Consider the following 26343-nt stretch of genomic DNA (forward strand, 5'->3'; position numbering starts at 1 on the left):
TTGGGAAGGGAGAGTTGCTGCGCCTGCGGCAGCAGGCAGACGGCCAGGGAGGCCTTGGAGACGTCGATACCGATCCAGAGGGTCATGGAAGCTCGTAAACTGGGAGACAGGAGAGAGCCGCCTCGTTCCTGCCCACGCTTGTGAAGTTCGAGCTCAGGCTCGTTCAACTGTTCGGGCTATGGCGCGAGGTCGATGTGCGGCGGCCCTGGCTCCTACACGTGCTCGGAACACTGCGGCCTGTCGGCCTGCCGCACATCGCTCTCCACTCCAACTCTAGGCCAAAGCGCTGACACAAGCGGCTTCAGCCGCGATGCGGCCTTGGCGGGATCGCGACCGTGCGGGCGCGTGCTCGACTTCCTCCGTCCCAATTGGGTCATTTGGCCGATTGACATGCGGACCTAGGTGTACCAATATTTGGTACAGGTGAAGGAGAATGCCATGGCCAGGAACACGAGCGTCAGCCTGGGGGATCATTTCGAGCAGTTCATCGCAGGCCAGGTAGAAAGCGGTCGGTACGGCTCCGCCAGCGAAGTTGTCCGGGCCGGACTGCGTTTGCTTGAAACGACCGAAAGCAGGTTGGAAATCCTGCGCAACGCGCTGGTTTCCGGTGAACGCAGCGGGCGATCGAAGTACAGCTACGAGTCGCTCGTTGCAGAGCTGGACTCGGAACAACAGTGAGGCGCTTCGACCTGACCAGGTCGGCGAAGGCCGACCTGAAGTCAATCGCGAGGTTTACGCAGAGCCGATGGAGCGTACGACAGCGCAATGCGTACTTGAAGGAAATGGATCAAGTCTTTCGCTCGCTGGCGGAGCAGCCCCAGATGGGAAGGCCTTGCGACGAGATCCGGGAAGGGTATCGGAAGCTTCCTCACGGGGCGCATGTGATCTATTACAGACAGCCGACCGAGGACGAGGTTTTGATCGTCCGCATTCTTCACGGGACGATGGACGTGGATTCGAATATCGGCGCCTGACAGGAACTGACCAGACCCTCGTTCGTTGACGTCCTGAACCTTAATTTGCTCCGTCCTTATTTTGGCTATGCGAACAGCGCCAACAAAAACCCCGGCCAAAGCCGGGGTCCGAATGATGCATGCGATGCAAGCGTATCAGTTGCGGCACTCGGCGGGCACGTACTTGTTCGCAGTAACCGGAAGCGTCGAGCAGGTCCACTCGACGGGCGTGGTCGGATCGGCAGCAGTGACGTGCTTTGGCGTCCACTTCATGACCGGGTTGGTTGCGGCACCGGTGTTCTGTGGCGTGGTGGTGATGACGCCATTTGCAATGACAATAGATTTGGCGTACTTGGTACCTGCGGCTGGGAAGTCAAAGCCAGCAGCCTTGTTGTCGGCAATCTTAGTAGCAAGTATGCCTTTGGATGAGGCGGTCTCGACAACCGCCAGCTTTGCCGGCGCGGTCTGCGCAACCGCCTCAGACACGCGGGCGCGGACGGTGTAGTCCTGGTAGGCCGGGAGCGCAATGGCTACCAGAATGCCAAGGATCGCAATCACGATCATCAATTCGATCAGCGTAAAGCCGTGGTACTTCTTCATGGTGTATCCCCTAGGAGTAGATTCTGAATTTCACGTACCCAATGACCAGACCTATGCCGGATCCTTTGGATGGCTTGGCGATGTGCACGTGCAGTAGGTTGGGAGCATGATGCGTGCCAACGCTGAAATTGGGCGTATTGCCCACCAGATTGAAGACTTTATCCCTATCAGTTTGCGACTGTCGGCACAGTCCAGAGCTACTTTGGTGGCAGTGGTAACGACAGGATATGCCGTGAATTGTCCGTAGATGACGCAAATGGTCACTGCCCGACCTGCGCTGGTGCCTGTGCTCTGTACCGGATCATTCAGAGCGATGGTCTAGGAACCAGCGGCCCATTCGATGGGTGTCGCCGGCACGGGTTCACATGAAGGCTTTCCCGTTGATTCCTCGTGCGGCAAGACCAGTATGATGGTCGCGTAACTTCTGGGGAAATCATCAATGTTTAAGGTCTCGCGATTGGCGTTCGCGCTGCTTGTGCTGTTTGTCCTGTCGGGCTTTGCCGGCCTGATCTACCAGTCAGTCTGGTCACACTATCTGGGGTTGACTCTAGGGCATGCAGCCTATGCACAAACGTTGGTGCTGGCGATCTTCATGGGGGGGATGGCCATCGGCGCGTGGTTGGCAAGCATCTACAGCATCCGCTGGAAGCGTCTGATTCTTGGATATGCTGTGGTTGAGTTTGCTATCGGCGTCTTTGGGCTGGTGTTCCATCCGCTGTTCGTCGGCTACACGAGCATTTCCCAGGAAACTATCCTGCCGGCGTTCTCGAATGCGTCCTTGGCGCATGGCTACCAATGGCTGACTGCGACGCTCCTTATCACCCCGCAAAGCGTACTGCTGGGTGCCACTTTTCCGTTGATGAGTGCGGGCCTGATCCGGGTGCTGCCCAACGAACATGGCGAAGTACTCGGCGGGCTCTACTTCACCAATAGCTTGGGCGCCGCGTTCGGCGCCCTGCTGGCCACATTTTGGCTCCTGCCTGCGGTTGGCATGCCTGGGACGGTGATGACCGCCGGCATCGTGAACATCATTGTCGCTATCGGGGCTTGGGCATTGGCGAAATCCCTGCACGAGGAGGACTATGTGCCGGTAGGCCATCGGCAGGCGGCGGGCGCAGCCGATACGGTCGCTTCCGCCGAGGTGAAGCACCTAGGCCGGGTACTCGTCTGGTCGACGGCGATATCGGGTGCAGCATCCTTCATCTACGAGGTGGGTTGGGTCCGACTGCTGAATCAGGTGTTTGGCACCACGATCCACAGCTTCGAGCTGATGCTTGCCGCGTTCATCTTTGGCTTGGCCTTCGGCGGCCTATGGGTCCGTAAGAGAGCCAAGCACATTCTCGAGCCCGTCCGTTATGTAGGCTATGTGCAGGTATGGATGGCGATTGCCGCTTTAGTCTCGGTGCCGATCTTCACCCAGAGTTTTCATTGGGCGGGCTGGATCATGGGCGGGCTGTCGCCCAGCGCGAGCGGCTACACCCTGTTCGAGATGGCGACAGCCGCGATTTCCCTGTTGGTGATGTTTCCGGCCGCGTTCCTTGCCGGAATGACTTTGCCCTTGTTCACGCTCGCGCTATTGCGTGCGGGTGCCGGTGAACGATCCATCGGCCGGATCTACGCAGCCAACACTTTGGGTGCGATTTTCGGCGTAGTCTTGGCAATGCACCTGCTGATCCCGCTGATTGGCGTCAGGCTGGCAGTGACCTTCGGTGCCTTGCTGGATGGACTTGTCGGCCTCTACTTGCTGCGGGTGATCAATCCGGCACGATTGACACGACCGGTTGCCTTCGTGGCGCTTGCAATGGTGGCTGCGACAGGGTTCAGCTTGGTGTACGGCAAGCCAGATCCATTGAAGCAGATCGCCGGCGTATTCCGGACGGGCCTGGTCGAGCTCGCGAGCGCAAAGGTGGAGTTCATGCGCGATGGCAAAACTGCGACAGTCGCGGTGTTCACCAACGGCAACATGAAGGCAATCGCGACCAACGGCAAGCCAGATGCATCCTTGACCAAGGCATCGGAAGAGCCGTCGACCGATGAGATCACGATGATCATGGCGGGTGCTCTGCCTTTATCTCTGCATCCGGCACCAAAGAAGATCGCGGTGATCGGCTGGGGGTCGGGTCTGACCACGCACACGTTGCTTGGCAGTCCGCTACCAGAGATCGTGGATACGATCGAGATTGAGAAGGCCATGGTGGAGGGGGCCAAACTATATGGGGATCGTGTTTCCCGTGCGTACGAGGACCCGCGTTCTCGGATACATATCGACGATGCGCGTACTTTCTTTTCGACCGGTGCGCGCAAGTACGATGCGATCATCTCAGAGCCATCTAACCCGTGGGTCAGTGGGGTCGCGGGCCTATTCACGCAGGAGTTCTACGCTTTTCTGAAACGGCATCTTAACGACGGAGGCATGCTCGTGCAGTGGTTGCACACTTACGAGATTAACGATGCGCTGGTCGGTACGATGCTCGCGGCCCTGGCAGAAGAATTTCCACATACCGATCTTTACGTGACGAATTCGTCTGATTTACTGATCCTAGCGAGGGTGGATGGGGGCGAACCAATTCCCCGGTCGTTTGCGGAGTCCGGTAGTGACCTGCGTGACGAACTTGATCGGGTAGGCCTGGATCGCGTCGAACAGATCCAACTCCGGTACATCGGCAGTGCGCGTGTCCTCCGGAACTTCATCAGACTGACGGATGCCACACCTCATTCCGATTACTTTCCGACGGTGTCGCTGCAGGCGCCGCGAACGAGGTTCATGCGTTCGGCATCGACACTTCTGCAACATCTTGTGATCAACGGCATGCCTGTGCTTGACGTGCTGGATTGCCGCATGCCGGTCGCAGGCGATGTTGGAATGCCATCCACCTCTATCAGCACTTTCAGTGAGATGCGCGCGACAGCCATAGCTGTCTCGAATGCGCTTGTCAATCCAGATAGACTGACGATGACTGCGCTTGCAAAGCAGTCTCCCGAACTTGTCGATGCGGTGTGGACGACGCTCGCATCGTCGCAACGTCTGGTGGAGGACCCGGACGAACTGGCGGGCTGGTCTTATGAGGTCGCTAGGCTGGCTGGGATCACCATCGGTGCACTTCCCGGACAAGATCATCTCGCGACATGGGTGGAGCCGGTATGGCTGCCTGCCGGCGCCTTGTCGCGCCCAGAAGTAGCATCCATCCTTGATGCATACTCCTCTGCAGCGCGACGGTCCGTCTCGGAAATGAGGCTCAGTGCGGAGAAGGTGCTGGCGTTGCCGGTGGATTCGCTGTCACCCAACCTGCGAGAGCAGATGTTGGTGATCGCAATGCTAGGTGCCTTGGCTGAGAACGACAACGCCGCCGTTGCGAAGCTTGACGAGAAATGGGGGGCGACATTGAAGGGGGCGGGACAGCATAGGCCCACCAGGAGCTACCTGTTGGCGTGGGCAGACAGCGACGAACCAACGTGCCTTAGAGATGATCCGTAAACGGCATACTGTCCATTGATGAGGATGCTGCGCTATCGGATATCTGAGGGTACGAGGGACATACTAGTTAGTGGTGTAGGTAGACACTACGCGCAGCGGTCCACCGCTCCTTCCATCGACAAGTATGTTCCCTTCGCTACGGCACGATACGATCGGTACTCATTGCAGGTGTTCAAGCGCTGATCTGGTTCTTCGCCGGTTCGAGTGGCGAACGCCCTGCGGCGGGCGATCCGGTGCGGGACGGATCGCCGCCGCCGGCCCCGGTCACTGTACGTTAAACGCATTCCTGCCGTCCGTGCCCTCGTCCGTGTCCCTGCCTGTGTCCTTACCCGTGTCATTTCGACCGCAGGGAGAAGCGCTTCACAACGGCGGAGCCGGTCAATCTTCTTCCCGCGCGCCGGATGGGAGATTTCTCCCTGCGGTCGAAATGACAGGGCTTCTTCGGGGTTCTTTTCCAGGTCGCAGTGACGTCCTCCCGATAATTCAGACCAGCCAGAAGTAGAGGATTCGGCGACACTCAGGCCCCAGGAGGCCCGTCGCCATGAAGAAGTCGAAGTTCACCGAAGAGCAGATCGCGTTCGCCTTGAAGCAGGCCGAGTCCGGCACCCGTGTCGAAGAGGTGTGCCGCAAGATGGGCATCTCCCAAGCGACGTTCTACGCCTGGCGCAAGAAGTTTGGTGGTTTGGGGGTATCCGAGCTGCGTCGGCTCAGGCAGCTCGAAGAGGAGAACCGCAAGCTCAAGCAACTGGTTGCCGACTTGAGCCTGGACAAGGCCATGCTGCAGGACGTGCTGACAAAAAAGCTCTAAGGCCCGCGCAGCGCAAGGCGCTCGTGGGCCATTTGATTGATCGATACCGGGTGGGCGTCCGTCGGGCTTGCCACGTGGTCAAACAGAGCCGTGCGGCGTGGTACTACAAGCCCAGGGAAAAGGATGATGGGCCACTGCTTCGGCGGATCGAAGAGATTGCCGCCACCCGCGTCCGTTACGGCTTCTGGCGGATCTTCGTGCTATTGCGTCGAGAAGGCTGGACGGACAACCACAAGCGCGTGTATCGACTGTATTGCCAGGCCGGGCTCAACCTTCGGCGCAAGCGGCCGCGCCGGCGCAAGGCGGCAGCTCATCGCATGGAGCGGCCCGTACTGACCGCTCCCAACCAGTGCTGGAGCATGGACTTCGTGGCCGATGCGCTCTTCGACGGCCGTCGATTCAGGAGCCTGACGATCGTGGACAACTTCACCAAGATGAGCTTGGCCATTGAGGTGGACCAGAAGCTCAAGGGCGAAGACGTCGTTGCCACGCTTGAAAGGCTGCGCAACGAGATCGGCGTGCCCGAGCGAATCCAGGCCGACAATGGCAGCGAATTCATCTCGATCGCGATGGACCGCTGGGCCTATGATCACGGCGTCACGATGGACTTCTCCAGGCCCGGCAAGCCAACCGACAATCCCTTCATCGAATCATTCAACGGCAGTTTTCGGGACGAGTGCCTGAACATCCATTGGTTCCTGTCCCTCGAAGACGCCCGCCGCAAGATCGAAAGCTGGAGGCTGGATTACAATCATTTCCGGACGCACTCGTCGCTCGGAGACATCCCGCCTGCAGAGTTCGCCGCCCGTTTTTCTCCCTCAACCGCAGCCGAATTTTCCAGTTCCGACCGGTCCTAACGAGGGGAGGACGTCAAAGCCGCCGAAGGTTCTACTTTTGGAATGTCTGCTTGACGGGGAAGCTTACGTAGGGATCGAGCCGGGAGGGCGAGGCGCGCCTGGGATAGACCGGCTCGGACTGGCCGCTGCGCAGCCAGCGCCGGATGGTGTTGCGGGAAAGACCGGTGCGCTTGGCGATCTCGCGCAACGGCAGGCCATCGCGGAAATGCATCCGCCGGATCTTGGCCAACATGACCATGGTGATCACTCCTGAAATCCCCCGAGCAAAAGATGCTCAGGATGTGGGCTTCAGGTGGGTCAGTTTTACCCGCGCATCACCCTCGAAAGTGGGTCAGTTCTGGATGCGCGCCAACAGTTGAGCACCAGCACGTCCTGGAGGTCGAGATCGGTTTGCAGGGCGTCCACGTCTGCCGGTCGCCTGCTGGCGATGCGCTGCAGGCAGCGATGGAGGGAGTCGAGCTTGCGTTCGACGATCAACCGATCCATGCCTGCCTTCTTTCGCGGAGCATGCGTTCGACGTAGGGCTGGAAGTCCTCGGTATCGAAGAGATGGCGACGGATGAGTTCGGCATGGTCGGCGTCGCTGCCGAGGATGCGCTGACCATGCTTGAGGATCTGGCCCAGCAGTGGGCTGCCGATCGTCTTGAGGTCGATAAGGTCCACGGGACGGCCGATGGTCTCGGCGAGGGCCTCGATCAGCCGCAGCTTTTCCTCGGCATCCAGTGGGTGGGTGGCTTCCACGGCGATGTCCAGGTCGCTGTCGTGGCGCGCGGCGCCGACGGCGACCGAGCCGAAGACCAGGGCTTGGCGGATATCCGGCTGGTTTTCGAGGATGTTGCGCAGCCGGGACAGGAGCGTGGACATGCGGGGCAGGTGGTTGGCCGGTTTCACCCGAAGATAGCACTTCGACCGGTGGGTATCAGGCAACGGAAAGGCCGGCAGGTTAGGTGTCGTCGTATCGAGCGGGTGCGCTATTGGCCGCGGTGGATGGCGCGTCGCGCCGCATGCGCGAGGTGCGCTTGGCGTGCGCAGGAGCAACTTCAGGTGCGAATGGGCGTTTGACGTAGTGATTGGGGATACACGGAAATGCGTATGGTCGCGGCTGAAGCCACTCCTGCGGGCGAGCGGGGCGTGGTGCAGGCGCAGCCTGATTGCGCAAGGCTGTCTTAAGTAGTAATGTTTCTACATTCTGGATTGCAAGGCCGGACCCATGACGACTACCACGATGACCAGCCGCCAGTTCAACCAGGATGCGAGCGGTGCGAAGAAGGCTGCGGAACGGGGGCCGGTGATCATCACCGACCGGGGACGGCCGGCGCATGTATTGCTCGGTATCCAGGAGTACCGGCGCCTGATCGGCGCCGGGCGGAAGATCGCGGATCTGCTCGCAATGCCCGATGCCGGCGACGTCGAGATGGACATTCCGCACTCGCGGGAAAACGCGCGGCCTGCCGACTTGTCCTGATGTACCTGCTTGATACCAATGTCGTGTCCGAGCTGCGCAAGGCGCGCTCGGGCAAGGCGAATGAGGGTGTCGTGCGCTGGGCCGACGGGGTGGAAGCGGCCGAACTGTTCGTGTCGGTGATCACCTTGCAGGAACTGGAAATCGGGGTCCTGCTGGCGGAAAGAAAGGACGCCGCAACGGGGGCCGTGCTGCGCAGCTGGTTCAATGGGCATGTGCTGCCCGCATTCTCCGGCCGGGTCCTGCCGGTGGATGCCGCGGTGGCGCTGCGCAGCGCGCTGCTGCACGTGCCCGATCCGCGGCCGGTGCGCGACAGCCTCATCGCGGCCACGGCGTTGGTGCACGGGATGGCGGTGGTCACCCGTAATGTGGCCGATTTCGAGCCCTCGGATGTGGCGGTAGTCAATCCTTGGGACGATTGAGGGGGCGGAGAGCGCGATGCGAAGGGGCCGGCCTCGCCGGGTCTTGTGCTGCCAGAAACCTGTTCACGATCTCCGGATCGAGCGTCATCCCGGCGAAAGCCGGGATCCATTTGCGGTTGGTCTTTGTTCTTCCCATGTAAAACGAAGATCAAGATCAAGATGGATCCCGGCTTTCGCCGGGATGACGCCGTCTTCTTCGGTAATGTCTGCCCCCAGTACAAAGATCGTGGACAGGCTCAAAGCGGCTTGTTCCCGCGCTTCCCGGGCTGCTTCGAGGATCAGTTCGGCCGGCACGCCGCGCCGGCGCAGCCCTGCGCTCACACCGTCACGTACGACGGGCGTTTGGCGCGGTGGTTTGCGGGATGTCCGGATGGGGTGTGGTCGCGGCTGAACAAGGAGATTGGACGTGATGGCTGGATCCCGGCTTGACCAGCCTGCGGCTGTTGGAAAGCGCTTCGTCGGGGTGACGATCCAAGGCTGGGTCAGATCTTCAATAAAGATTCATATATGAATCTTTATGGAGGGCAGTAGAATTTATGGCCCTTTCATGAATCCTTCTATGTTATCCGCTAACGATCTGTATACGAGCTTCTATTCTTTGAAATTGATATAATATCCTACATATGATCCCTTCCAAGGCGAGCGCGACCACCCTCGATGCCTCCCTGCGCGCCCTCGGTGCGCGCGTCGCCAGACTGCGCTTGAGCCGGAACCTGACCCAGGCGCATGTGGCGCGGGAGGCCGGCACCTCGATCAGTAGCGTCAAGCGCCTGGAAGCGGGGGACAACACTTCGCTGGAAACGCTCCTGCGGGTGCTTGAAGTGCTCGGGTTGGAGCAGCGGTTGCTCGAATCCCTGCCCGATCCCGCGGTGCGCCCGGTCGAGCGTGTTCAACACGGAGGGCGCGAGCGGCAACGTGCGCGCCAGGTGCCCGATCGTGCGCCCAGGGCCACGGACTGGGCCTGGGGCGCGGAGGATGAGGCGTGACCGACGCAACGGTGCGCTTGTGGGGCCGGGACATCGGTGCGGTGAGCTGGCTGGACGATCGCGAACTCGCGGTCTTCCAGTACATGCCGGACTTCGTGGAAAGCGGCATCCAGCTGGCGCCGATCATGATGCCGCTGGCCCCCGAACCGTATGAGTTCCCGGGGCTGCCAGGCGAGGCTTTCAAGGGGTTGCCCGGGATGCTTGCCGACTCGCTGCCGGACAAGTTCGGTCATGCGCTGATCGATGCGTGGCTGGTGGCGCAGGGGCGTTCTGCCGGGAGTTTCAACCCGGTGGAGCGCCTGTGCTACATCGGTACGCGTGGCATGGGCGCGCTCGAATTCCATCCGTCCTTGTCCCGTGGCGCAGGCCGCTCCCGCAAGGTCGAGATCGATGCGCTGGTACGCCTGGCGAACGACGTCCTCGATCACCGGCAGCAGCTTGCCGGGCACCTTCAGGGCGGGGACGATCATGAGGCGTTGGAGGACATCCTGCGCGTCGGAACCTCTGCGGGAGGTGCGCGCGCCAAAGCGGTGCTGGCCTGGAACGAAGAGACCGGAGAGTTCCGTTCCGGTCAGGTCAAGGCCGGTGAGGGCTTCGCCTACTGGCTCTTGAAGTTCGACGGCATCAGCAACAATCGGGACAAGGAACTGGCCGACCCACAGGGGTTTGGCCTCGTCGAGTACGGGTTCCACCTGTTGGCGGTCGCAGCCGGTATCGACATGTCCGAATGCCGGATCCACCGCGAGGGCGGGCGCGCGCATTTCATGACGCGGCGGTTCGATCGCGACGCGAGGGGCCGCAAGCTGCACATGCAGTCGCTCGCGGCGATGCGTCATTTCGATTTCAACGCCGCCGGCGCCTACTCCTACGAGCAGGCCGTGGAGACGATCCGCCGACTGGATCTGCCCAGGCTGGATGTCGAGCAGCAGTTTCGACGTGCTGTCTTGAACGTGCTGATCCGGAACCAGGACGATCACGTCAAGAACATCGCCTTTCTCATGAACCGCAACGGGGAGTGGCGACTGTCACCGGCATTCGACGTGAGCTACGCCTACAACCCCGACGGCAGTTGGACGCACCGACACCAGATGAGCCTCAACGGCAAGCAGGATCATTTCGAAATGATGGATCTGGTCGAGTTCGGCGCGTTCTGTGGGCTCAAGCCGGCGAAAGGGCGGGGAATCGTCGAGGAGATCCATGCGCAGGTCGACAGGTGGATGGACTTCGCAGGCCAGGCCGGCGTGCCGGAGGGGATGGCCGCGAGGATCGACCGGGCGCTGCGGCGGGAGATTGTTGCCTGATCGGCTGCCATGCGGTGCGCGCGTTGCGGAATCCGGATGCTTGGGAAGCAGGATTTCTCACTGCGTTCGAAAAGACAAAGGCGTGGTTTTCAGGGATTTTCTCAAGGGACTTGTTGATCCGGCCCGCAAGAAAACCGGATCCATAGGCCGGCCCCCATATCAGGTACGGGGCAGGCGTTGCATGGCCGACGCTGGATGTTGACTGCGTCGGGGCCGTAGCTCCGACCTGCCTCGTTTCGGGTACTTGCGGACCGGATCAATCGTGCGTGCTGACTCGCACTGGCCGACCGTTGGTGGCGTCGACCAGCATCCGTCCCTCGCCGCGGCGGGAGACGATCGGGACCGTGCGCAGCTGGTCGCGCGTGCGTTTGGTGGCGCGGATGTCGGCGTCGGGCACGCGGCGGTCTTCAGTGAGCGGCTGCGCGGCAGTACGCAGCATGTCCGGCGCCACGTCGTCGAAGTCGAGGTAATACTTCGGCGAGCGCTCGATGCCGGCGCCGCCGGCCATGAATTCTTCGATGATTTCTCGTCGCTGTTCGTGGTCGTCCGGCATGCGCGTGCCGACGAGGACGGGCCCGGTCCACGACAGGCGGCGCCATTCGGGGCGCGGGCCCTGTGCGAGGTCGTCGTCGGATATCTCGCTGGCGAAGACGAGGGTGAAGGTATCCGGCGTGCCGACCAGGAACACCGGGCGCGCGACCCATAGCGTGTGCAGGCCGTAGGCCAGGAACGCGAGCTGGCACAGGGCGATCACGGTGAGGTCGAACTTCAGGCCCCACTTGCCCTTGCGGTAGAGGATCAGGGTGAGCAGCGGGCCGGCGGTGAGGTCGATGCCGAGCATGACCAGCAGGATGCGGTCGAGGCCGGCGACGCGGTACAGGGCGTAGGGGTACCAGAGCAGGAAGGCGGACAGTGCGATGCCGCCGATGACGACGATGCTCAGGAGCAGGTGCGAGCCGGAGGCTTTCCAGCGGTTCATCGGTGTGTGCGGTGGGTGGCCCGCGGCGGATTTTTCATGCGGCGGGGCGGGTTGGCAAGTCGGCTGGGGTGTTTCCGCGAGGGAGGGGGCAGTGACATTCTTTTTCAGATGTAGAAGCAAAGGCGCTGGATCCCCGCCTTCGCGGGGATGACGGTTCGTGGGCGCGGAGAATGCTTCGGAGCTCCCAATCCCGGCACATTGTGGGAGCGCGCTTGCGGGAGTTGCGCTTCCATCATCTCCAGCATCGCCTGTTTCAGGGCAACGGGAGAGAAGTCGATTTCTCCCGTGAGGTTCCAATCCCGGTGGAGCAATCGAAAAAGTTGACCCCGACCCCGTTTTTCATGTTCGCCATGACTTGACGATGCCGAAAGCGGCGGATATGTTCGCCATCGGAAGGCATTGCGGAAGTCAATGCCAATGGATGCGGCAGCCGACGGTTGTCGCATCGATGGGGTCCAGGGAGCAACACGGAATGGAATCTGTGTCCGGGCCGGAGCGCGTCTCCGGTTTCCACGCGTCAAGTCTCGTGTCATCGGACAAGCGGGTCGGCGATCGTGCTTCGCCGCTTCGCGCTTTCCGTCGCGCCAATGATCTTCCGTCGTCTCTTGGCCCCGCTGTCGGCGGGACGGCAGGGCGCGCCGTTGCCGCCCGATTCCGTGGCGGCGAGCCGGCAACGCGTATCGCTCCGGTTCGATGGACCGCGACGGTCCTGCTTGCGCTGGCAACGCTGCTGCTGTGCGCCTGCGCCACGCCGGATGCGGCGGATATTGGCGGGCGTTGGAGGCCGGTCAACCGGTTCGCGGAAACGCCGCGGGTAATTCCGCTGCAGCAGGCCTACGTCTACCAGGCGTTGCCCGCCGACGCGACGCTGAAGGCGATGCTGGCGCGCTGGGCGAAGGATTCGCGCGTGGATCTGTCCTACCAGCATCCCGACGACTTCACGCTGCATGCGCCGGTCGCCCGGATCCGGACGACGAGCCTTGAGCAGGCCGCCGCGGCGCTGTCGTCGGCGTATGCCTCATATGGCGTGAACGTCGCCGCGGAGCGGACTCGGATCGTCGTCAGCCAGGGCCTGCCCGGCGACGGAAGCGTCGCCGCCGGCGGGCCGGGCGAGTAGGGCGGGGCGCGGCGCATGTTCGGCAGGAAAAACAGCTCGACACCCGCGATCGACCGGGCCGTCTCGCAGGGCGTCAGCTACGAGCTGACCCTGGCCGACCGCATGCGCCGCAGTGAGCGGCGCGCCTGGATCGTCGCCGGGTGCGCGATCGTCATGTCCCTGCTCCTGGCCGGCGGCTATGTCCTGTTCCTGCCGCTGAAGGAGAAGGTGCCGTACCTGGTCATGGCCGATCCGTATACGGGGACGGCCACCGTGGCGCGTCTGGTCGGGAATTTCCAGGACCGCGACGTCACCACCGAGGAGGCGATCAACAAGAGCAACGTCGCCCAGTTCGTGCTTGCGCGCGAGTCCTACGATTCCGGCCTGATCGGCCAGCGCAACTGGCGGACCACGCTGTCGATGGCGGGCCCCGCGGTGGCGTCGCCGTATATCGCCCTGCATTCGGAAAGCAATCCGGAACAGCCGGCGCGGATCCATGGCGGCGCCAAGGCGGTTCGCGTGCGGATCCTCAGCATCGTGTTGATCGGCGGCGGGCAGGGGCGGCCTCCGGGCGGCGCCACCGTGCGCTTCCAGCGCAGCCTCTACGACAAGTCGCGCGGCCGCGCCGATCCCCTGGACGGCAAGATCGCGACGCTGGAGTTCAGCTACAACCCGGACCTGCGCCTGGGCGAAGAGGACCGGCTGCTCAATCCGCTCGGGTTCCGGGTCACCAACTATCGCGTCGACAACGACTATGCCGCGGCGCCGCTGCCGGAGCGGGAATTCCCCGTGCCGCCGCCGACCGTGCAACCGATCGCGCATGCCGGCACGGCTGGCGTCGCGCAGTCAGCGGGACGGGAACTGCCGTTGTCGCCCGGCGCGGAGTCCGCCGAGGCCGGAGCCGCCAATGGGGCGCCGCCAGATCCGCAACCCACCGAACGGATGAATGCGAACGCCGAGTAACGGAGTACTTCAGCGATGGATCGCACGAAACACACGAAAGCCTGGAAGAACCGCCATCCCGGCCCCGGACTTAATCCGGGGGAGACATCCGGGCGCCTGGAGGGCCGGGTTCAGCGCCGGATTCGGAACGAAGAATCCGAAAGGGCTGGAGGCCTGCTCACGCGCCTCGCCCTGGCCCTGCTGCTGGCGAACGCCGTGTTTCCCGCGGCCGCCCAGGTCGTCGAGGAGTACGAGTACCGCCCGGACCAGCTCTACCCGGTGCGGACTGGCCTCGGCATCACCACCCAGGTCGAACTCAGCCCGCACGAGGAGATCCTCGACTACAGCACGGGTTTCAGCGGCGGATGGGAGCTCAGCCGCAGGGAGAACGTGTTCTACCTGAAGCCGAAGAACGTCGATGTCGACACCAACTTCATGGTGCGCACGGCGGCGCATTCGTACATCTTCGAGCTTAAGGTGGTGGCGACGGACTGGCGCACGCTCGAGCACGCCAAGGCGGCCGGCGTGCAATACAAGGTCAGGTTCGTGTATCCGGCCGACACCAGGTTCGCCGGTGCGGAGGCCGAGGTGGTCGAGGAGGTCGCCGAGCTGAGCACCGGCCTGCATCCCGACCGCGACTACCATTTCAACTACGAATACGCCCATCGCCGGCGGCATCCGCAGTGGCTGGTCCCGGCGACGGTCTACGACGACCGCCGCTTCACCTACATCAGGATGGGTGACCGGACGCGCTTTCCGAGCGGGAATTTCCCCGCCGTCTTCGCCCGCGACAGCGAGCGCGGCGACGAATTCGTCGTCAACTCGACGGTCGAGGGCGACACCATCGTCGTCCACGGCACCTATCCGTACCTGGTCATTCGCCACGGGGACAACGTGGTCGGCCTGCGCAGGAGTCCGGAGCTGTGATGCAAACGCCGCCCAACGAACACGATGATGCAGCTTCCATCCGAGCGCAGGCATCGAATCCCTATCAGGGACGGCAGGCACCCGCCGAACCCGACCTGGACGCCGATGCGCCCTACCTGCGGTCCTCGGAGGTCCAGCGCCTCAACCGCAAGGCGCTGCTGTTCCTCGGCGGCATCGTGCTCCTGCTGCTGTGTGCCGCGTTCTGGATCTTCAGCGGCGCGCTGTCCGGCGCGGACGAGCGCGCGGGCAAGCCGCAGCGCGGCGAGCAGGTGGTGATTCCCGCCGCACCGCGGGACCACCTGCCGGAACTGCCGCCGGAGCGGCCGGCGCCGCAGCCGATGGCGGACCTGCCGCCGCTGCCGGTGTACGAGGACGAGCCTCCCGCGCCCGCTTCGGCGATGTCGTTGCCCGGCGGCGGGTTGTCCGGGCGGCGCGAACTCTCGCTGCAGGAGCGGCGGATGCTGGACGTGCCCGGCACCTTCAGCGGCCTCGGCGGCGACGGCAGCGCCGGCGGCGTCCCCGGCATGCTGCCGCCCGACGAATATGCGCGCCTGATGATGGCCGCGGGCAATGCGCCGCCGGCATCCGTCGCGCAGGCGGCGCCCACGGGCGCGACCGGCGCCAAGCCCCTGTACAACCCCAACACCCTGCTGCTGCGCGGGACCTACATCCGCTGCATCCTGCAGTCCAGGGTGATCTCCGATTTCCCGGGCTACACCTCCTGTGTCGTCACCGAGCCGGTGTATTCGGTGAACGGGCGCCGGTTGCTGTTGCCCAGGGGCTCCAGGGTGTCCGGAAGCTACGACAAGGACGCCGTCATCGGCGACCGCGTCGCGATCGTCTGGGACCGGATCACCACGCCCAACGGGATGGACGTGAACATGCAGAGCCCGGGCGTCGACATGCTCGGCGCGGCCGGCAATCCCGGTCACTACACCGCGCACTGGGGCCAGCGGCTCGGCTCGGCGCTGCTGATCAGCATGCTCAGCGACGCGTTCAAGTACGCCGGCGCCAGGCACGGCCCGCAGGAAACCTCGATCGCCAACGGCGTGGTCGTGCAGAGCCCCTACGAGAGCAATACCGCGCGGACGATGGAGCGCCTGGCCAACATGGCATTGGAGCGGAACATGGCGCGCCCGCCGACCGTGACGATCAACCAGGGCGCGGTCGTGAACGTGTACGTGGCGCGCGACGTGGATTTCTCCGCGGTGCTGCGCTAGCGATGGATATCCGGACCGCCCCCGTTGCCAGAGTGTCCAGCGAGTTCCTGGACTACCAGTGCCAGCTGCTCGGGATCCAGGGCCACATGGGCTCGTCCGACGTCACCGAGATCTGCATCAACCGGCCGGGCGAGCTGTACCTGGAGACGCGGCAAGGCTGGCGGCGCAGCGACGTGCCGACGCTCACCTTCGAGCGCGCGCGCCAGTTCTGCACGACGGTGGTCAACGAGAGCAACACCGGGCAGCGGATCACCGATGCCGATCCGATGGTGTCGCTGACGTTCCCGACCGGCCAGCGCGCGCAGTTCGTGATCCCGCCCGCCTGCGATCCGGGCAAGGTCTCGATCACGATCCGCCTCCCCGCCAGGTTCAGCAAGACTCTGGAGGAATACGAACAGGACGGCTTCTTCGACGAGATCCTGGAGCAGGCGCAGGCCGTCGGCGGGCACGACCTGGAGCTGCTGGAACTGCAGCGCGCGCGCAACTACGCCGAGTTCTTCCGCAAGGCCGTGCAGTACCACAAGAACATCGTGGTCGCGGGTGCGACCGGCAGCGGCAAGACGACCTTCATGAAGTCGCTGGTCAACCACATCCCCGACCACGAGCGCCTGGTGACGATCGAGGATGCGCGCGAACTGTTCCTGCGCCAGCCGAACGTCGTGCACCTGCTGTACTCGAAGGGCGGCCAGAGCGCCAGCAACGTCACCGCGAGGACCTGCATGGAAGCCTGCCTGCGCATGAAGCCCGACAGGATCATCCTGGCCGAACTGCGCGGGGACGAATCGTTCTACTTCATCCGCAACTGCGCCTCCGGGCATCCGGGTTCGATCACCAGCTGCCATGCCGGCAGCACCACACAGACCTGGGACCAGCTCGCGCTGATGGTGAAGGCGTCCGCGGAGGGCTCCGGCCTGGAGTTCGAGGTCATCAAGCGCCTGCTGCGGATGACCATCGACATCGTGGTGCACATCAAGGTGCATGCCGGGCGGCGCTACATCACCGGGATCGATTTCGACCCGGCCCGCATGCTGGCGCAATCGTCGGGGACACGGCAGGTCAAGGACGCGAATGATCGCGCCCCGGTGCGCGCCATGTCCCGCGGAAACGGGGGCTGACCGCCATGTTGCCCGGCATGGAGCTGATGGGCTGCGCCGACCTGGCCGTTCCGCGGGAGGTCATGCACCACGTCGTGCGCATCGAATCGTCCTTCAATCCCTACGCGATCGGCGTCGTCGGCGGACGGCTGGCAAGGCAGCCGCGCAGCCTGCCCGAAGCCGTTTCGACCGCGCGCATGCTCGAGGAACGCGGCTACAACTTCTCGCTCGGCCTGGCCCAGGTCAATCGCCACAACCTCGCCAGCCAGGGCCTGGCCACCTACGAGATGGCCTTCGACGCCTGTCCGAACCTGCGGGCCGGCGCGCGGATCCTCGCCGATTGCCATCGCCGCGCCGGGGAGGACTGGGGCAAGGCCCTGAGCTGCTACTACTCCGGCAACTTCGTCACGGGTTTCCGGCACGGCTACGTGCAGAAAGTGCTGGCCTCATGGCGAGGCGAGGGTGGAAGCATCCCGCTCCCGGTCATCGGACTGGTCGAGCGCCGGGCCGGCCGTGCGACGGCGACGGCGGCGGTCGCCGACCTGTCCTCGATCGTGGCGCGACGCATACAGGAGGCCGTCGCCGCCACGCCGGCCGAGGGGATGCAGCCGCAGCCGTCGATGCCCCTGGCTGCACCCGTGGCAGCTGCGTCGCAGGCCGTAGCGATCGTTCCGCCGCAGCCGGGCACGCCGGCCGCGATTGCCCCCGAGGCGTCGCGCAGCGCCACCGACGGCCCCGTGGTCGTGCAACCGATGAACGCCGTCCCCGCGCAATCCGTGCAGGGCAGCCAGCTTCCGGCCGTCGCCGGGCCACCGATCTCGCCAGGGAGGGACGACGCCTTCGTCTTCTAGGGAATCTCCGAACGAACCGGTCCCCGGTCGTCATTCCACCCGTGAAGGGCGCAATGCCGCGAAGGCGGGAACCCGGTGTCTTTGGCCTTCAATGAATTCAAGGCACTGGATACCCGCCTTCGCGGGGAAGACAAACCATGTTCAGAACGACCCTGGCAGTACGCGCCACGAACGGCGCAGCAGCACCGCAGCACCGCAACAGCCGCCATCGTTTCCACCAACGCTCGGAGTCAGACCATGAACCACACAGCACAGACCACCATGTTCCGGCAGTTCGTCCAGGGGGCCGCGATGGCCATCGCCTTCGTGGCGCTGGTGGCGCTTCCCGAACTCGCGCTCGCGCAGGACGGCACGGGCGCGCGCGGCCGCGTCGAGACCTTCTTCACCAACATCAACGGATTGCTCAACGTCGCGTCCATCGCCGTGGTCACGATCGCGGTGATCTTCGCCGGCTACCAGGTCGCATTCAACCACAAGCGCATTGGCGACGTCGCGCCCGTGCTGATCGGTGGCTTCCTGATCGGCGCCGCGGGCCAGATCGCGAAGATGCTGCTGCCCGACGACGTCACCTCCACCGCGATGCTGGTGGCGCAGACGCTGCTGCAGCATGCATAGGAACGCCCTGTTCCGGGGCTGCACGCGACCGGCCATGTTCATGGGGGTTCCCTACGTGCCCTTCGCGATCGGGGCCGGCGCGTGCCTGCTGCTGACCTTCTACATCAACATGTTCTTCCTGGCCCTGCTGCCGGTGGTGGTCTTCGTCATGCGCCAGATGGCGCGCCGCGACGAGATGATCTTCCGCCTGCTCGGCCTGCGCTGGAGGTTCCGGACCCGGGTCCGGAACCTCCGGCGGCACGGGGGCATGTGGGTGTTCAGCCCGAACAGCTACCGCAGGCAATTCCACCAGGACACCACGGAGCGGTAACCGCATGCTGGCGCCAGACACCTCCATTGCAGAGTTCATCCCGCTGTCGTCGCACGTTTCCCCGAACGTGGTGAAAACGACCGGCGGCGACTTCCTGCTCACCTGGCGGCTTGACGGCCTGCCGTTCGTCGGTCGGGAAGAGTGGGAACTCGAGCACCGGCACAACACCTTCAACCGCATGCTGCAGACCCTGCGCGCGCCGGATTTCGTCAATGTCGCGTTCTGGGTGCACGACATCCGGCGCAAAGGCCGCGTGCGGGTGGGCGGAACCTACGGCCAGGCGTTCAACCAGCAGCTGTCGGACGAGTACTACGCCGCGCTCTCGTCGCAGAAGATCATGCAGAACGAGCTGTACCTGACCATGCTCTACCGCCCGGTCGTGGCCGGGAAGAAGTTCGTCGAGAAGTCCGCGGACGTCTCGCGGCTGCAGGCGGAACAGGACCATGCCGTCGCCAAGCTCCTGGAGTTGGCGGGCAACGTCGAGGCCGTGCTCAAGGACTACGCGCCCGTGCGGCTGGGCGTGTACGAGGCCGACAACGGCGTCGTCTTCTCCGAGACGCTGGAGTTCTTCGGCTACCTGCTCAACCGCATTTCCGAGCCGGTTCCGGTCCTGCGCGCGCCGGTCTGCGACTACCTGTCGGTCAGCCGGCACATGTTCTCGGCCAGGACCGGCGACTTCGTGGTCAGCGCGCCGGGCGGGGAGAACCATTTCGGCGCGATCCTGAACATCAAGGAATACACCGATGGCACCTGGCCCGGCATCCTCAACGGGCTCAAGTACCTGGACTTCGAGTACATCATCACGCATTCCTTCAGCCCGATGGGGCGGCAGGATGCGCTGAAGGTCCTCGACCGCACCAAGGGCATGATGATCTCTTCCGGCGACAAGGCGGTCAGCCAGATCGTCGAACTCGACCATGCCATGGACCAGGTGGCATCCGGAAACTTCGTGCTGGGCGAGTACCACTTCATCGTGGCCCTGTACGCGGCCGACCAGCAGCAGCTCTCGCAGAACATCGCCACCGCCCGCGCCGAACTGTCCAACGCCGGCTTCGTGTCGGCCAAGGAGGACCTCGCGGCGTGCTCGTCCTTCTACTCCCAGCTTCCGGGAAACTGGAAGTACCGCACGCGCCTGGCCAACGTCAGCTCGCTCAACTTCCTCGGCCTGTCGCCCCTGCACAACTTCGCGACCGGCAAGCGCGACCACAACCCCTGGGGCGAGTGCGTGACGGCGCTGCAGACCACCAACGGGCAGCCGTACTACTTCAACTTCCACGCCACCCATCCCGCGGAGAACTCCGTGGGCGAGAAGGCGATCGCCAACACCATGGTGATCGGCAAGTCCGGCACCGGCAAGACCGCCCTGATCAATTTCCTGCTCAGCCAGGTGCAGAAGTTCGACCCGGTGCCGACCATCTTCTTCTTCGACAAGGACCGCGGCGCCGAGATCTTCGTGCGCGCCTGCGGCGGCAACTACCTCGCGCTGGAGAACGGCCAGCCGACCGGCTTCAACCCGTTCCAGTGCGACCGCACCGACGCCAACGTCCAGTTCCTCGGCGACCTGGCCAAGGTGCTGGCCGGCAAGGCGCACTACACCGCGCGCGAGGACGAGGACATCTTCCGCGCGGTGGAAAGCATGCTCGACATGCCAAGACACCTGCGCTCGATGACGAACTTCCAGAAGAGCCTGCCCAACATGGGCGATGACGGGCTCTACGCCCGGTTGCGCAAGTGGACCGCAGGCAATGCGCTGGGCTGGGTGTTCGACAATCCGCTGGACACCATCGACCTCGGCCGTGCCAGCATCATCGGCTTCGACTACACCGACGTCATCGACAACGCCGAGATCCGCGTGCCGGTGATCAACTACCTGCTGCACCGGCTCGAGGAACTGATCGACGGCAGGCCGCTGATCTACGTCATGGACGAGTTCTGGAAGATCCTCGACGGCGGCGGCGCGCTCAAGGACTTCGCGAAGAACAAGCAGAAGACCATCCGCAAGCAGAACGGCCTGGGCATCTTCGCCACGCAGAGTCCCGAGGACGCGCTGGCCAGCGACATTTCCGCGGCGCTGGTCGAACAGACGGCCACCCTGATCCTGCTGCCCAATCCCAATGCCGCCCGCGAGGACTACATCGAGGGACTGAAGCTGACCGAGGCCGAGTTCCAGGTCGTCAAGAGCCTGGACGAGCGTTCGCGCTGCTTCCTGGTCAAGCAGGGACACGCATCGACCGTCTGCCAGCTCAACCTGCGCGGGATGGACGATGCATTGGCGGTCATCTCCGCCAGCACCGACAACATCGAGATCATGCACCGGATCGTCGCCGAGCAAGCCGGCCATCTGGGGGTCGACAAGGATGCGCTGCGTCCCGAGGACTGGCTTCCCCGGTTCTTCGACGAGCGCAAGGGCTCCGGCAAGTCGCCGTCCTCGCCCTCGCCCCGGGGCGGGCGCCGGGGAAGCGGGGGATATCCTCCCGATGCAGCGGAACCGCAGCGCGCCCGGCTGCGGAGCATCGAGGGGTCGCGGTCCTGAGGGGCCGCAGCCATGCGTGATACTGTTCGGAACGTTGATCTCATCAGGAAAAGGAGTCCCTCAATGAGACACATCCACCGCGGTTCCCTGGGCGCCATTTGCCTGGTCGTGGCCGGCCTCTTCCTCGCCTCGACGGCGAACGCGCAGACCCCGGTCACCGACGCCATCCACATCAGCACCAACAAGTTCGCCTGGGTCGAGCAGTACAGGCAGATGTACGCCGACGAGCTCAACCAGATCGAACAGATCCGCAACCAGGTCCAGCAGATCCAGACCAAGGTCCGCGACATCCAGCAGCAGCAGGTCAACGGGCTGAAGTTCCTCGGCACCCGGGGCTACAGGGACAGTACGCTGACGGAACGGTCGGACCTGGAATTCATCGAGGAGACCTGTGGCTCGCTGGGCGGTGGCCTCGGCGAGCTCCTGTCGGGATCATCCGGGCCCGAGCGCGTGAGCAAGGCGCGCGAGCGCCAGTACGCCGCCTGCATCGAGCTGGTCCGGGCGGAGAACCGCCGCTACAACGTCGTGGTCAAGACGCTCAACACGATCCGGGAGCGCGACGAGGAGATCGCCCGTCTCCGCGCCGACAGCCAGGCCGCTTCGGGCGAGGATCGCGGGCGGATTGCCCGCAACGACAACAGCATCGCGCAGCTGGAAGCGCAGCATGCGCTCGACGTGGAGAATTCCCACCGGACCTTGCAGGCCTACGACGCCCACATCAGCACGCTGAAGGACGAGATGTCGCGGGCGGGGCAATCCGCGTTCAACGACAAGCGCAACAGCCTGTTCGGGCAGGTCGTCCAGTACGGCACCCTGAAGGCGGCGCTCCAGGTGGCGCGCAGGAGGGATCGCTGAACCCACCCCGGACGATCTTCGCGACCGGCATGGATACGGATGTCTTGTGCACAGGGAACAGAGATGGATGGTGGAATTCTGACGCTGGCCGGCACGTTGTTGGACTTCATCCCGCTTCAGGCGGGTTTGCCCAGCTTCGTGTTCTTCCACGAGATCAATTCGTTCATCGACGACGAGTTGATCCACGAGTACCTGCCCAACCTCGGCACCCGCGTCATCCAGGTGCTTGGCGGGATCGGCGTGCTCATCCTCACCCTGTGGATCATGATCCAGGGCTATCGCATCATGACCGGGACGTCACGCGAGTCGATGATGGCGCTGGTGGTCGGCGCGCTCCGGGCCACCTTCATCGTCGGCATCGCGCTCGGGCTCGGCGCATCCTTCGGCTCGATCTACGGCACCGTGACCGACGGGCTGTCGAGCACGATCAACGAGACCATGACCGGTGACGCGGACGGAGAGGGTGCATACGAGAACATCGATCGCACGCTGGCCATCCTGCAGGCGGCGCTGGTCGTGGTCGATTCGGTGGACAGCACCCATGACGAGGAAACGCGCGAGCAGAAGGACCGCACGCTGGCATTGATCACGGCCGGCCTCGGGTTGCCGGCGATCACGGCGGCGGCCGCGATCATGCTGAACAAGTTCGCGATCGGGCTGGTGCTGGCGCTGGGGCCGCTGTTCATCCTGTGCCTGCTGTTCGAGCAGACCAAGCCGTTATTCCACAAGTGGCTGCTCTACGGCATAGGCGCGATCTTCTCGATGGCGGTCCTGACCGTGACGGTCACCCTGGCGCTGGACATGGTGATCGCCGTGGGCATGGCGTTCTGGGTGAGCAGCATGATTCCGGGGGTCGGCATGCCTGGCAGCGAGAACGTGACCAGCATGGCGATGCAGCAGGGCGGGCTGGGCCTGATCCTGACCACGCTGATCGTGAGCGCACCACCGATCGCGGCGATGCTGTTCCAGGGCACCCTGGGCCAGTTCAGCCCGTACAACGCGTTCCAACCGCAGCCGCAGCAGGGCTCGCCCGGGAATCCGGGTGGGACGATGGGTGGGTATGGGAATGCGCCGCCGGCTCCCGCTGGTCCGGCCCAGACGGGCGCTGGCAATCCATCATCCCGCGCTGTCCATGGTTTCGGCTAGTCGAGGTATGCAGATGAAGAAGCTGTTTGGGTACCTCACCATCTCTGTTGCCGCCTTCCTGTGGGCAGGTCATGCACAGGCTCAAACTGCCTGCCCGCAAGGTGTTGGTGCCGGTTCGGCTCAATGTGGCCCTGGCGGAGGAGGGATGGCGCCAGCACCTCGCCGGCAACCAGTTCCACGATGGATTTCCACGTGGGGTGCGTATGCCGAGGCTCATGGGCAGCCAATAGTTGGAACTTCCAAAGAACAGCGATCGGAGCATGCGGCAAAGCGTGCGGCAATCAAAAGATGCAAGAAGATGGGCGGCAAGACGTGCGAGGTGGTTTTCACCTACACAAACAACTGTGCAGCAGTTGCGGCGCCGATCGAGAACCTCCCGTCAATGATTGCTCTTTATCAGTCCGCTCCCTCCGTTGCAGAGGCGACTGAAATCGTGTTGCCTGTGTGTGCCAGGACAAACAATGGACACGCATGTCATGTTGTTCATTCCAACTGTTCCAAGCCATACCTGGTCTACGACTGATCGGAGTTCGACAGGATGTCATTTTTCTCTTCCAAGCTTTCCGCGTTCTCAGAGATTGCTGCGCTGCTCTGCGTCGCGGTGATGCCCATGACTGCCTGTAGCCAATCGATGAATACCCAGACCAAGCCCGAGTATCGCGAGAATCCAAACCCAGAACAGGCGTACCGCTTGACGATGCGGATCGATGGAGGGCCGGGGACGTTCGACTGGATCCGGGGCTTCGCGCAGTACGACGTGGAGAACCGGGAGTGCTTGCCGCCGCCGAAGGAGAATCCTGGGGGCTATCAGTCGCCGGTTCCTACGAGATCGATTCCATTCGATCTTGAGCGGTTGCCCGATGACGAATACGCCGGAACGGTCTTCGTTGACGGGATGATAGACGAGGACTACCACGGTCGCGGGATATGCCGGTGGGCATTGAAGAACGTGCAGGTGCAGCTGAAGGCGACAGGTGTCAAGAATGAAACACTATTCATGGCCGATCTTTACGGCGGAGAATTGCTGGCGGGACATGCGAAAAAGATTCACTACTCCAAGCGGAGTTATCCCAGACATCCTGACTCAACACTGGATGAGCCGTTGAGTTCCGGCCAGACAAATCGTTCAAGGATGGCTTCTTATCTGACAGATGATGACTTGTTCACGATCACCCTGTCAGCGCAGGAGGCGGCGCCGTGAGCCTGACCTCACAGCAGTATGCAGACTTGGCCGACCATAGTTACGACCGTGACGAAAGCATGGCTGAATTGGCCGAGGCCAAGGAAGTTGTTGAGATCAATGGTTCAAGCTACAAGATACTCGAGTTCGTCGATAACCCCAGGACCGGCTACCAGGGCACGCTCTACCAGCATGTAGACAGCGGGGCGATCGTGGTGGCGCATCGCGGCACCGAATTTGGCCGAGAGCCGTTCATGGATGGCGTGATCGCCGATGGCGGCATGGTGTTCAGTCGGGTCAACAGCCAGGTCGACGACGCGATCATGCTGACGCGGCGGGCACGCGAACATGCAAGAAATCCCGGAGAAATCGAGGACTATGGTCGTGCCCCCGAAGTCACCGTCACCGGCCACTCGCTGGGTGGAACGCTGGCCCAGGTGTCCGCCCACCACTTCGACCTGCGCGGCGAGACATTCAACGCCTACGGTGCGGCAAGCCTGAACCTCCGGATCCCCGAGGGAGGCGATCGGGTGCTGAACCATGTGATGGCGGTGGATGCAGTCAGTTCGTCCAGCCCGCACTACGGCCAGGTGCGTGTGTATGCCACGCCCGACGAGATCACGACGCTGCGGCGCGCCGGATACCACGACAACCTCGTGCTCGATGTCCTGCGGCCGAACCTGCCGGTCACGGCGTCGGCATTCTCCGGCGGTTCGCACAGCATGCACAACTACCTGCCTGTCGACGGGAACGGACGCCCTGATCGCTCTGTGCTGTCGGATCCGGTGGCGCGCGAGCTGGCCGATCGGCACAGGGCGATGATCGGAACGTATCGCCAGGAAGTGCAGGCGGTCCGAGGCGGGTTCACCGTGGCATCACGTGGGCCGGTCGGCGCGCTTCAGGATGGGGCCGACTGGTTGCGTGGTCCGCTGCCGCCGGGCGAACCGGCGGCGCGGGAGGAGCGTGAGCGCGCGGAACGGGAAGAGCGGCGATCGAGATCGGCTTCAGGTGTCCGTGCTGTCGATGTGTTCGACAGGTCGGAACTCTACCGAAGACTCTACGGCGAGGAGTACGTGCAGCCGCCGTTGCGTCGACGCGAGCCGATGACGCAGGAGCCGTCGCGTGCACACCTAGGGCCGGTGAAGTCGTCGCAGGCGCAATCCGACTGGGTGGCCAGGCTGGTTGATGCGGCAGGGAGCAAGGATCCGAAGGCGATCGAGGGCGTGATGCAGGGATTGTGGAATTCGGAGCTGGCCCGGCTGTGGTCTGCCAACGCCGATCAGCACCGACAGGTGCCGGAGGCCCCGGCTGCGGTACGGGCTGGTCAGTGGTCGGAACAGGAGGCGAATCCGACGCGCTGATCCGATCCTGCGTTGGCGTCATGGGAAAGCTTCCGGCAGTCCCGTCAGTATTCGGAGTGTTCCAGGCTCATCCTGGACCGCCCAGCCTTTCGTAGACACCCGCAGGCCATAATTCATGGCTACAGCAGAGGTGTTCATGAGCAGCAAGCGATACACGGATGAGTTCAGGGCCGAGGCGGTGAAGCAGGTGCTCGAGCGCGGCTTCACGGTTGTGGATGTGGCCGCGCGCATCGGGATCCCCAAGCACACGCTGTACGACTGGGTGCAGAAAGCGAAGAAGGCCGGCAAGCCGGCCGCAGGTTCCGCGCCGACGGGGACTGACTCGGCTGAAGTGCGCCGCCTCAAGGCCGAGCTGCGGCGCGTGACCGAGG

The 26343-nt window shown here is 63.6% G+C and carries 27 protein-coding genes and 2 pseudogenes; 23 read left to right on the forward strand and 6 right to left on the reverse strand.

The window, feature by feature from the left end:
- Positions 1–438: 438 nt before the first annotated feature.
- Together FQY83_RS17095 and FQY83_RS17100 are read left to right on the forward strand one after the other, a co-directional pair.
- The gene (locus FQY83_RS17095; protein WP_146389386.1) at positions 439–678 is read left to right on the forward strand and encodes a type II toxin-antitoxin system ParD family antitoxin; all 240 of its coding nucleotides are present in this window, start codon (positions 439–441) and stop codon (positions 676–678) included.
- Positions 675–974 (forward strand): type II toxin-antitoxin system RelE/ParE family toxin, encoded by a 300-nt coding sequence (locus FQY83_RS17100; RefSeq protein WP_146389387.1) that lies wholly within the window; start codon positions 675–677, stop codon positions 972–974. The genes FQY83_RS17095 and FQY83_RS17100 overlap by 4 nt, the downstream gene beginning before the upstream one ends.
- Positions 975–1109: 135 nt before the next feature.
- Here the strand turns inward: FQY83_RS17100 and FQY83_RS17105 are convergent, their stop codons facing one another.
- Positions 1110–1553: a pilin gene (locus tag FQY83_RS17105; RefSeq protein ID WP_146389388.1), complete on the reverse strand. Its 444-nt coding sequence runs from the start codon at positions 1551–1553 to the stop codon at positions 1110–1112.
- A gap of 439 nt (positions 1554–1992) precedes the next feature.
- On the opposite strand from FQY83_RS17105, the gene FQY83_RS17110 reads away from it, so the two are divergent.
- Complete coding sequence (locus FQY83_RS17110; protein WP_146389389.1) at positions 1993–5028, forward strand: spermine/spermidine synthase domain-containing protein; 3036 nt, start codon at positions 1993–1995, stop codon at positions 5026–5028.
- A gap of 541 nt (positions 5029–5569) precedes the next feature.
- A protein-coding gene (locus FQY83_RS17115; protein ID WP_146389390.1) for an IS3 family transposase occupies positions 5570–6693 on the forward strand; the annotation gives its coding sequence in 2 pieces (ribosomal slippage) (positions 5570–5822 and positions 5822–6693; 1125 coding nt in all).
- 61 nt (positions 6694–6754) lie between these two features.
- On the opposite strand, the pseudogene FQY83_RS17120 reads toward FQY83_RS17115, so the two are convergent.
- From FQY83_RS17120 to mntA, 3 genes and pseudogenes are all read right to left on the reverse strand, one after another.
- Positions 6755–6931: pseudogene (locus FQY83_RS17120) on the reverse strand (helix-turn-helix domain-containing protein); the annotation flags it as partial.
- A gap of 65 nt (positions 6932–6996) precedes the next feature.
- Positions 6997–7179: a hypothetical protein gene (locus tag FQY83_RS17125; protein ID WP_146389392.1), complete on the reverse strand. Its 183-nt coding sequence runs from the start codon at positions 7177–7179 to the stop codon at positions 6997–6999.
- Positions 7167–7556 carry a type VII toxin-antitoxin system MntA family adenylyltransferase antitoxin gene (gene mntA / locus FQY83_RS17130; RefSeq protein WP_146389394.1) on the reverse strand — a complete coding sequence of 130 codons (390 nt, stop codon included), beginning with the start codon at positions 7554–7556 and terminating at the stop codon, positions 7167–7169. Before mntA ends, FQY83_RS17125 begins: the two co-directional genes overlap by 13 nt.
- Positions 7557–7917: 361 nt before the next feature.
- On the opposite strand from mntA, the gene FQY83_RS17135 reads away from it, so the two are divergent.
- Together FQY83_RS17135 and FQY83_RS17140 are read left to right on the forward strand one after the other, a co-directional pair.
- Positions 7918–8157, forward strand: coding sequence for a type II toxin-antitoxin system Phd/YefM family antitoxin (locus FQY83_RS17135; RefSeq protein WP_238333543.1), 240 nt, complete (start codon positions 7918–7920; stop codon positions 8155–8157).
- Entirely contained in the window at positions 8157–8576 is a 420-nt protein-coding gene (locus FQY83_RS17140; protein ID WP_146389398.1) for a type II toxin-antitoxin system VapC family toxin, read from the forward strand. The genes FQY83_RS17135 and FQY83_RS17140 overlap by 1 nt, the downstream gene beginning before the upstream one ends.
- A gap of 84 nt (positions 8577–8660) precedes the next feature.
- On the opposite strand, the gene FQY83_RS17145 is transcribed toward FQY83_RS17140, so the two are convergent.
- A complete protein-coding gene (locus FQY83_RS17145; protein ID WP_146389400.1) occupies positions 8661–8897 on the reverse strand; it encodes a hypothetical protein in 237 nt (78 codons plus the stop codon).
- A 302-nt stretch (positions 8898–9199) separates the two neighbouring features.
- On the opposite strand from FQY83_RS17145, the gene FQY83_RS17150 reads away from it, so the two are divergent.
- Positions 9200–9562: a helix-turn-helix domain-containing protein gene (locus tag FQY83_RS17150; protein ID WP_146389402.1), complete on the forward strand. Its 363-nt coding sequence runs from the start codon at positions 9200–9202 to the stop codon at positions 9560–9562.
- The gene (locus FQY83_RS17155; RefSeq protein ID WP_146389404.1) at positions 9559–10863 is read left to right on the forward strand and encodes a type II toxin-antitoxin system HipA family toxin; all 1305 of its coding nucleotides are present in this window, start codon (positions 9559–9561) and stop codon (positions 10861–10863) included. Before FQY83_RS17150 ends, FQY83_RS17155 begins: the two co-directional genes overlap by 4 nt.
- A 256-nt stretch (positions 10864–11119) precedes the next feature.
- Here FQY83_RS17155 and FQY83_RS17160 read toward each other — a convergent pair whose 3' ends face one another.
- Entirely contained in the window at positions 11120–11842 is a 723-nt protein-coding gene (locus FQY83_RS17160; protein ID WP_146389406.1) for a hypothetical protein, read from the reverse strand.
- A gap of 472 nt (positions 11843–12314) precedes the next feature.
- Between FQY83_RS17160 and FQY83_RS18005 the strand changes: the two genes are divergently transcribed.
- From FQY83_RS18005 to FQY83_RS17235, 15 genes and pseudogenes are all read left to right on the forward strand, one after another.
- A complete protein-coding gene (locus tag FQY83_RS18005; RefSeq protein ID WP_425478677.1) occupies positions 12315–12959 on the forward strand; it encodes a hypothetical protein in 645 nt (214 codons plus the stop codon).
- A gap of 102 nt (positions 12960–13061) precedes the next feature.
- Entirely contained in the window at positions 13062–13901 is an 840-nt protein-coding gene (locus tag FQY83_RS17170) for a VirB8 family type IV secretion system protein (RefSeq protein ID WP_238333544.1), read from the forward strand.
- A gap of 153 nt (positions 13902–14054) precedes the next feature.
- Positions 14055–14807 carry a TrbG/VirB9 family P-type conjugative transfer protein gene (locus FQY83_RS17175; RefSeq protein ID WP_238333546.1) on the forward strand — a complete coding sequence of 251 codons (753 nt, stop codon included), beginning with the start codon at positions 14055–14057 and terminating at the stop codon, positions 14805–14807.
- Positions 14807–16027, forward strand: coding sequence for a TrbI/VirB10 family protein (locus tag FQY83_RS17180; protein WP_146389412.1), 1221 nt, complete (start codon positions 14807–14809; stop codon positions 16025–16027). Before FQY83_RS17175 ends, FQY83_RS17180 begins: the two co-directional genes overlap by 1 nt.
- 2 nt (positions 16028–16029) lie before the next feature.
- A pseudogene (virB11, locus tag FQY83_RS17185) lies at positions 16030–17067 on the forward strand (P-type DNA transfer ATPase VirB11); the annotation flags it as partial.
- Between the two features lie 92 nt (positions 17068–17159).
- Positions 17160–17972: a lytic transglycosylase domain-containing protein gene (locus FQY83_RS17960; RefSeq protein ID WP_146389416.1), complete on the forward strand. Its 813-nt coding sequence runs from the start codon at positions 17160–17162 to the stop codon at positions 17970–17972.
- Between the two features lie 237 nt (positions 17973–18209).
- Complete coding sequence (locus FQY83_RS17195; protein WP_146389418.1) at positions 18210–18587, forward strand: TrbC/VirB2 family protein; 378 nt, start codon at positions 18210–18212, stop codon at positions 18585–18587.
- On the forward strand, positions 18580–18897 hold the full coding sequence (locus FQY83_RS17200; protein WP_146389420.1) for a VirB3 family type IV secretion system protein: 318 nt from the start codon (positions 18580–18582) through the stop codon (positions 18895–18897). The genes FQY83_RS17195 and FQY83_RS17200 overlap by 8 nt, the downstream gene beginning before the upstream one ends.
- Positions 18898–18901: 4 nt before the next feature.
- Complete coding sequence (locus FQY83_RS17205) at positions 18902–21430, forward strand: VirB4 family type IV secretion/conjugal transfer ATPase (protein WP_146389422.1); 2529 nt, start codon at positions 18902–18904, stop codon at positions 21428–21430.
- A gap of 63 nt (positions 21431–21493) precedes the next feature.
- Positions 21494–22285, forward strand: coding sequence for a nucleotide exchange factor GrpE (locus FQY83_RS17210; protein WP_146389424.1), 792 nt, complete (start codon positions 21494–21496; stop codon positions 22283–22285).
- A gap of 99 nt (positions 22286–22384) precedes the next feature.
- On the forward strand, positions 22385–23431 hold the full coding sequence (locus tag FQY83_RS17215) for a TrbL/VirB6 family protein (protein ID WP_158636549.1): 1047 nt from the start codon (positions 22385–22387) through the stop codon (positions 23429–23431).
- A 13-nt stretch (positions 23432–23444) separates the two neighbouring features.
- Positions 23445–23954, forward strand: a complete 510-nt coding sequence (locus tag FQY83_RS17220; protein ID WP_158636550.1) for a DUF4189 domain-containing protein — start codon at positions 23445–23447, stop codon at positions 23952–23954.
- Between the two features lie 15 nt (positions 23955–23969).
- Complete coding sequence (locus tag FQY83_RS17225; RefSeq protein ID WP_146389430.1) at positions 23970–24632, forward strand: hypothetical protein; 663 nt, start codon at positions 23970–23972, stop codon at positions 24630–24632.
- A complete protein-coding gene (locus tag FQY83_RS17230) occupies positions 24629–25972 on the forward strand; it encodes a Tle-like phospholipase domain-containing protein (protein WP_238333545.1) in 1344 nt (447 codons plus the stop codon). Before FQY83_RS17225 ends, FQY83_RS17230 begins: the two co-directional genes overlap by 4 nt.
- A 136-nt stretch (positions 25973–26108) precedes the next feature.
- On the forward strand, positions 26109–26343 hold a 235-nt coding region (locus tag FQY83_RS17235; RefSeq protein ID WP_158636543.1), incomplete at its 3' end, for a transposase.

The organism is Luteimonas marina (genome assembly GCF_007859325.1).
Classification (GTDB): Bacteria; Pseudomonadota; Gammaproteobacteria; order Xanthomonadales; family Xanthomonadaceae; genus Luteimonas; species Luteimonas marina.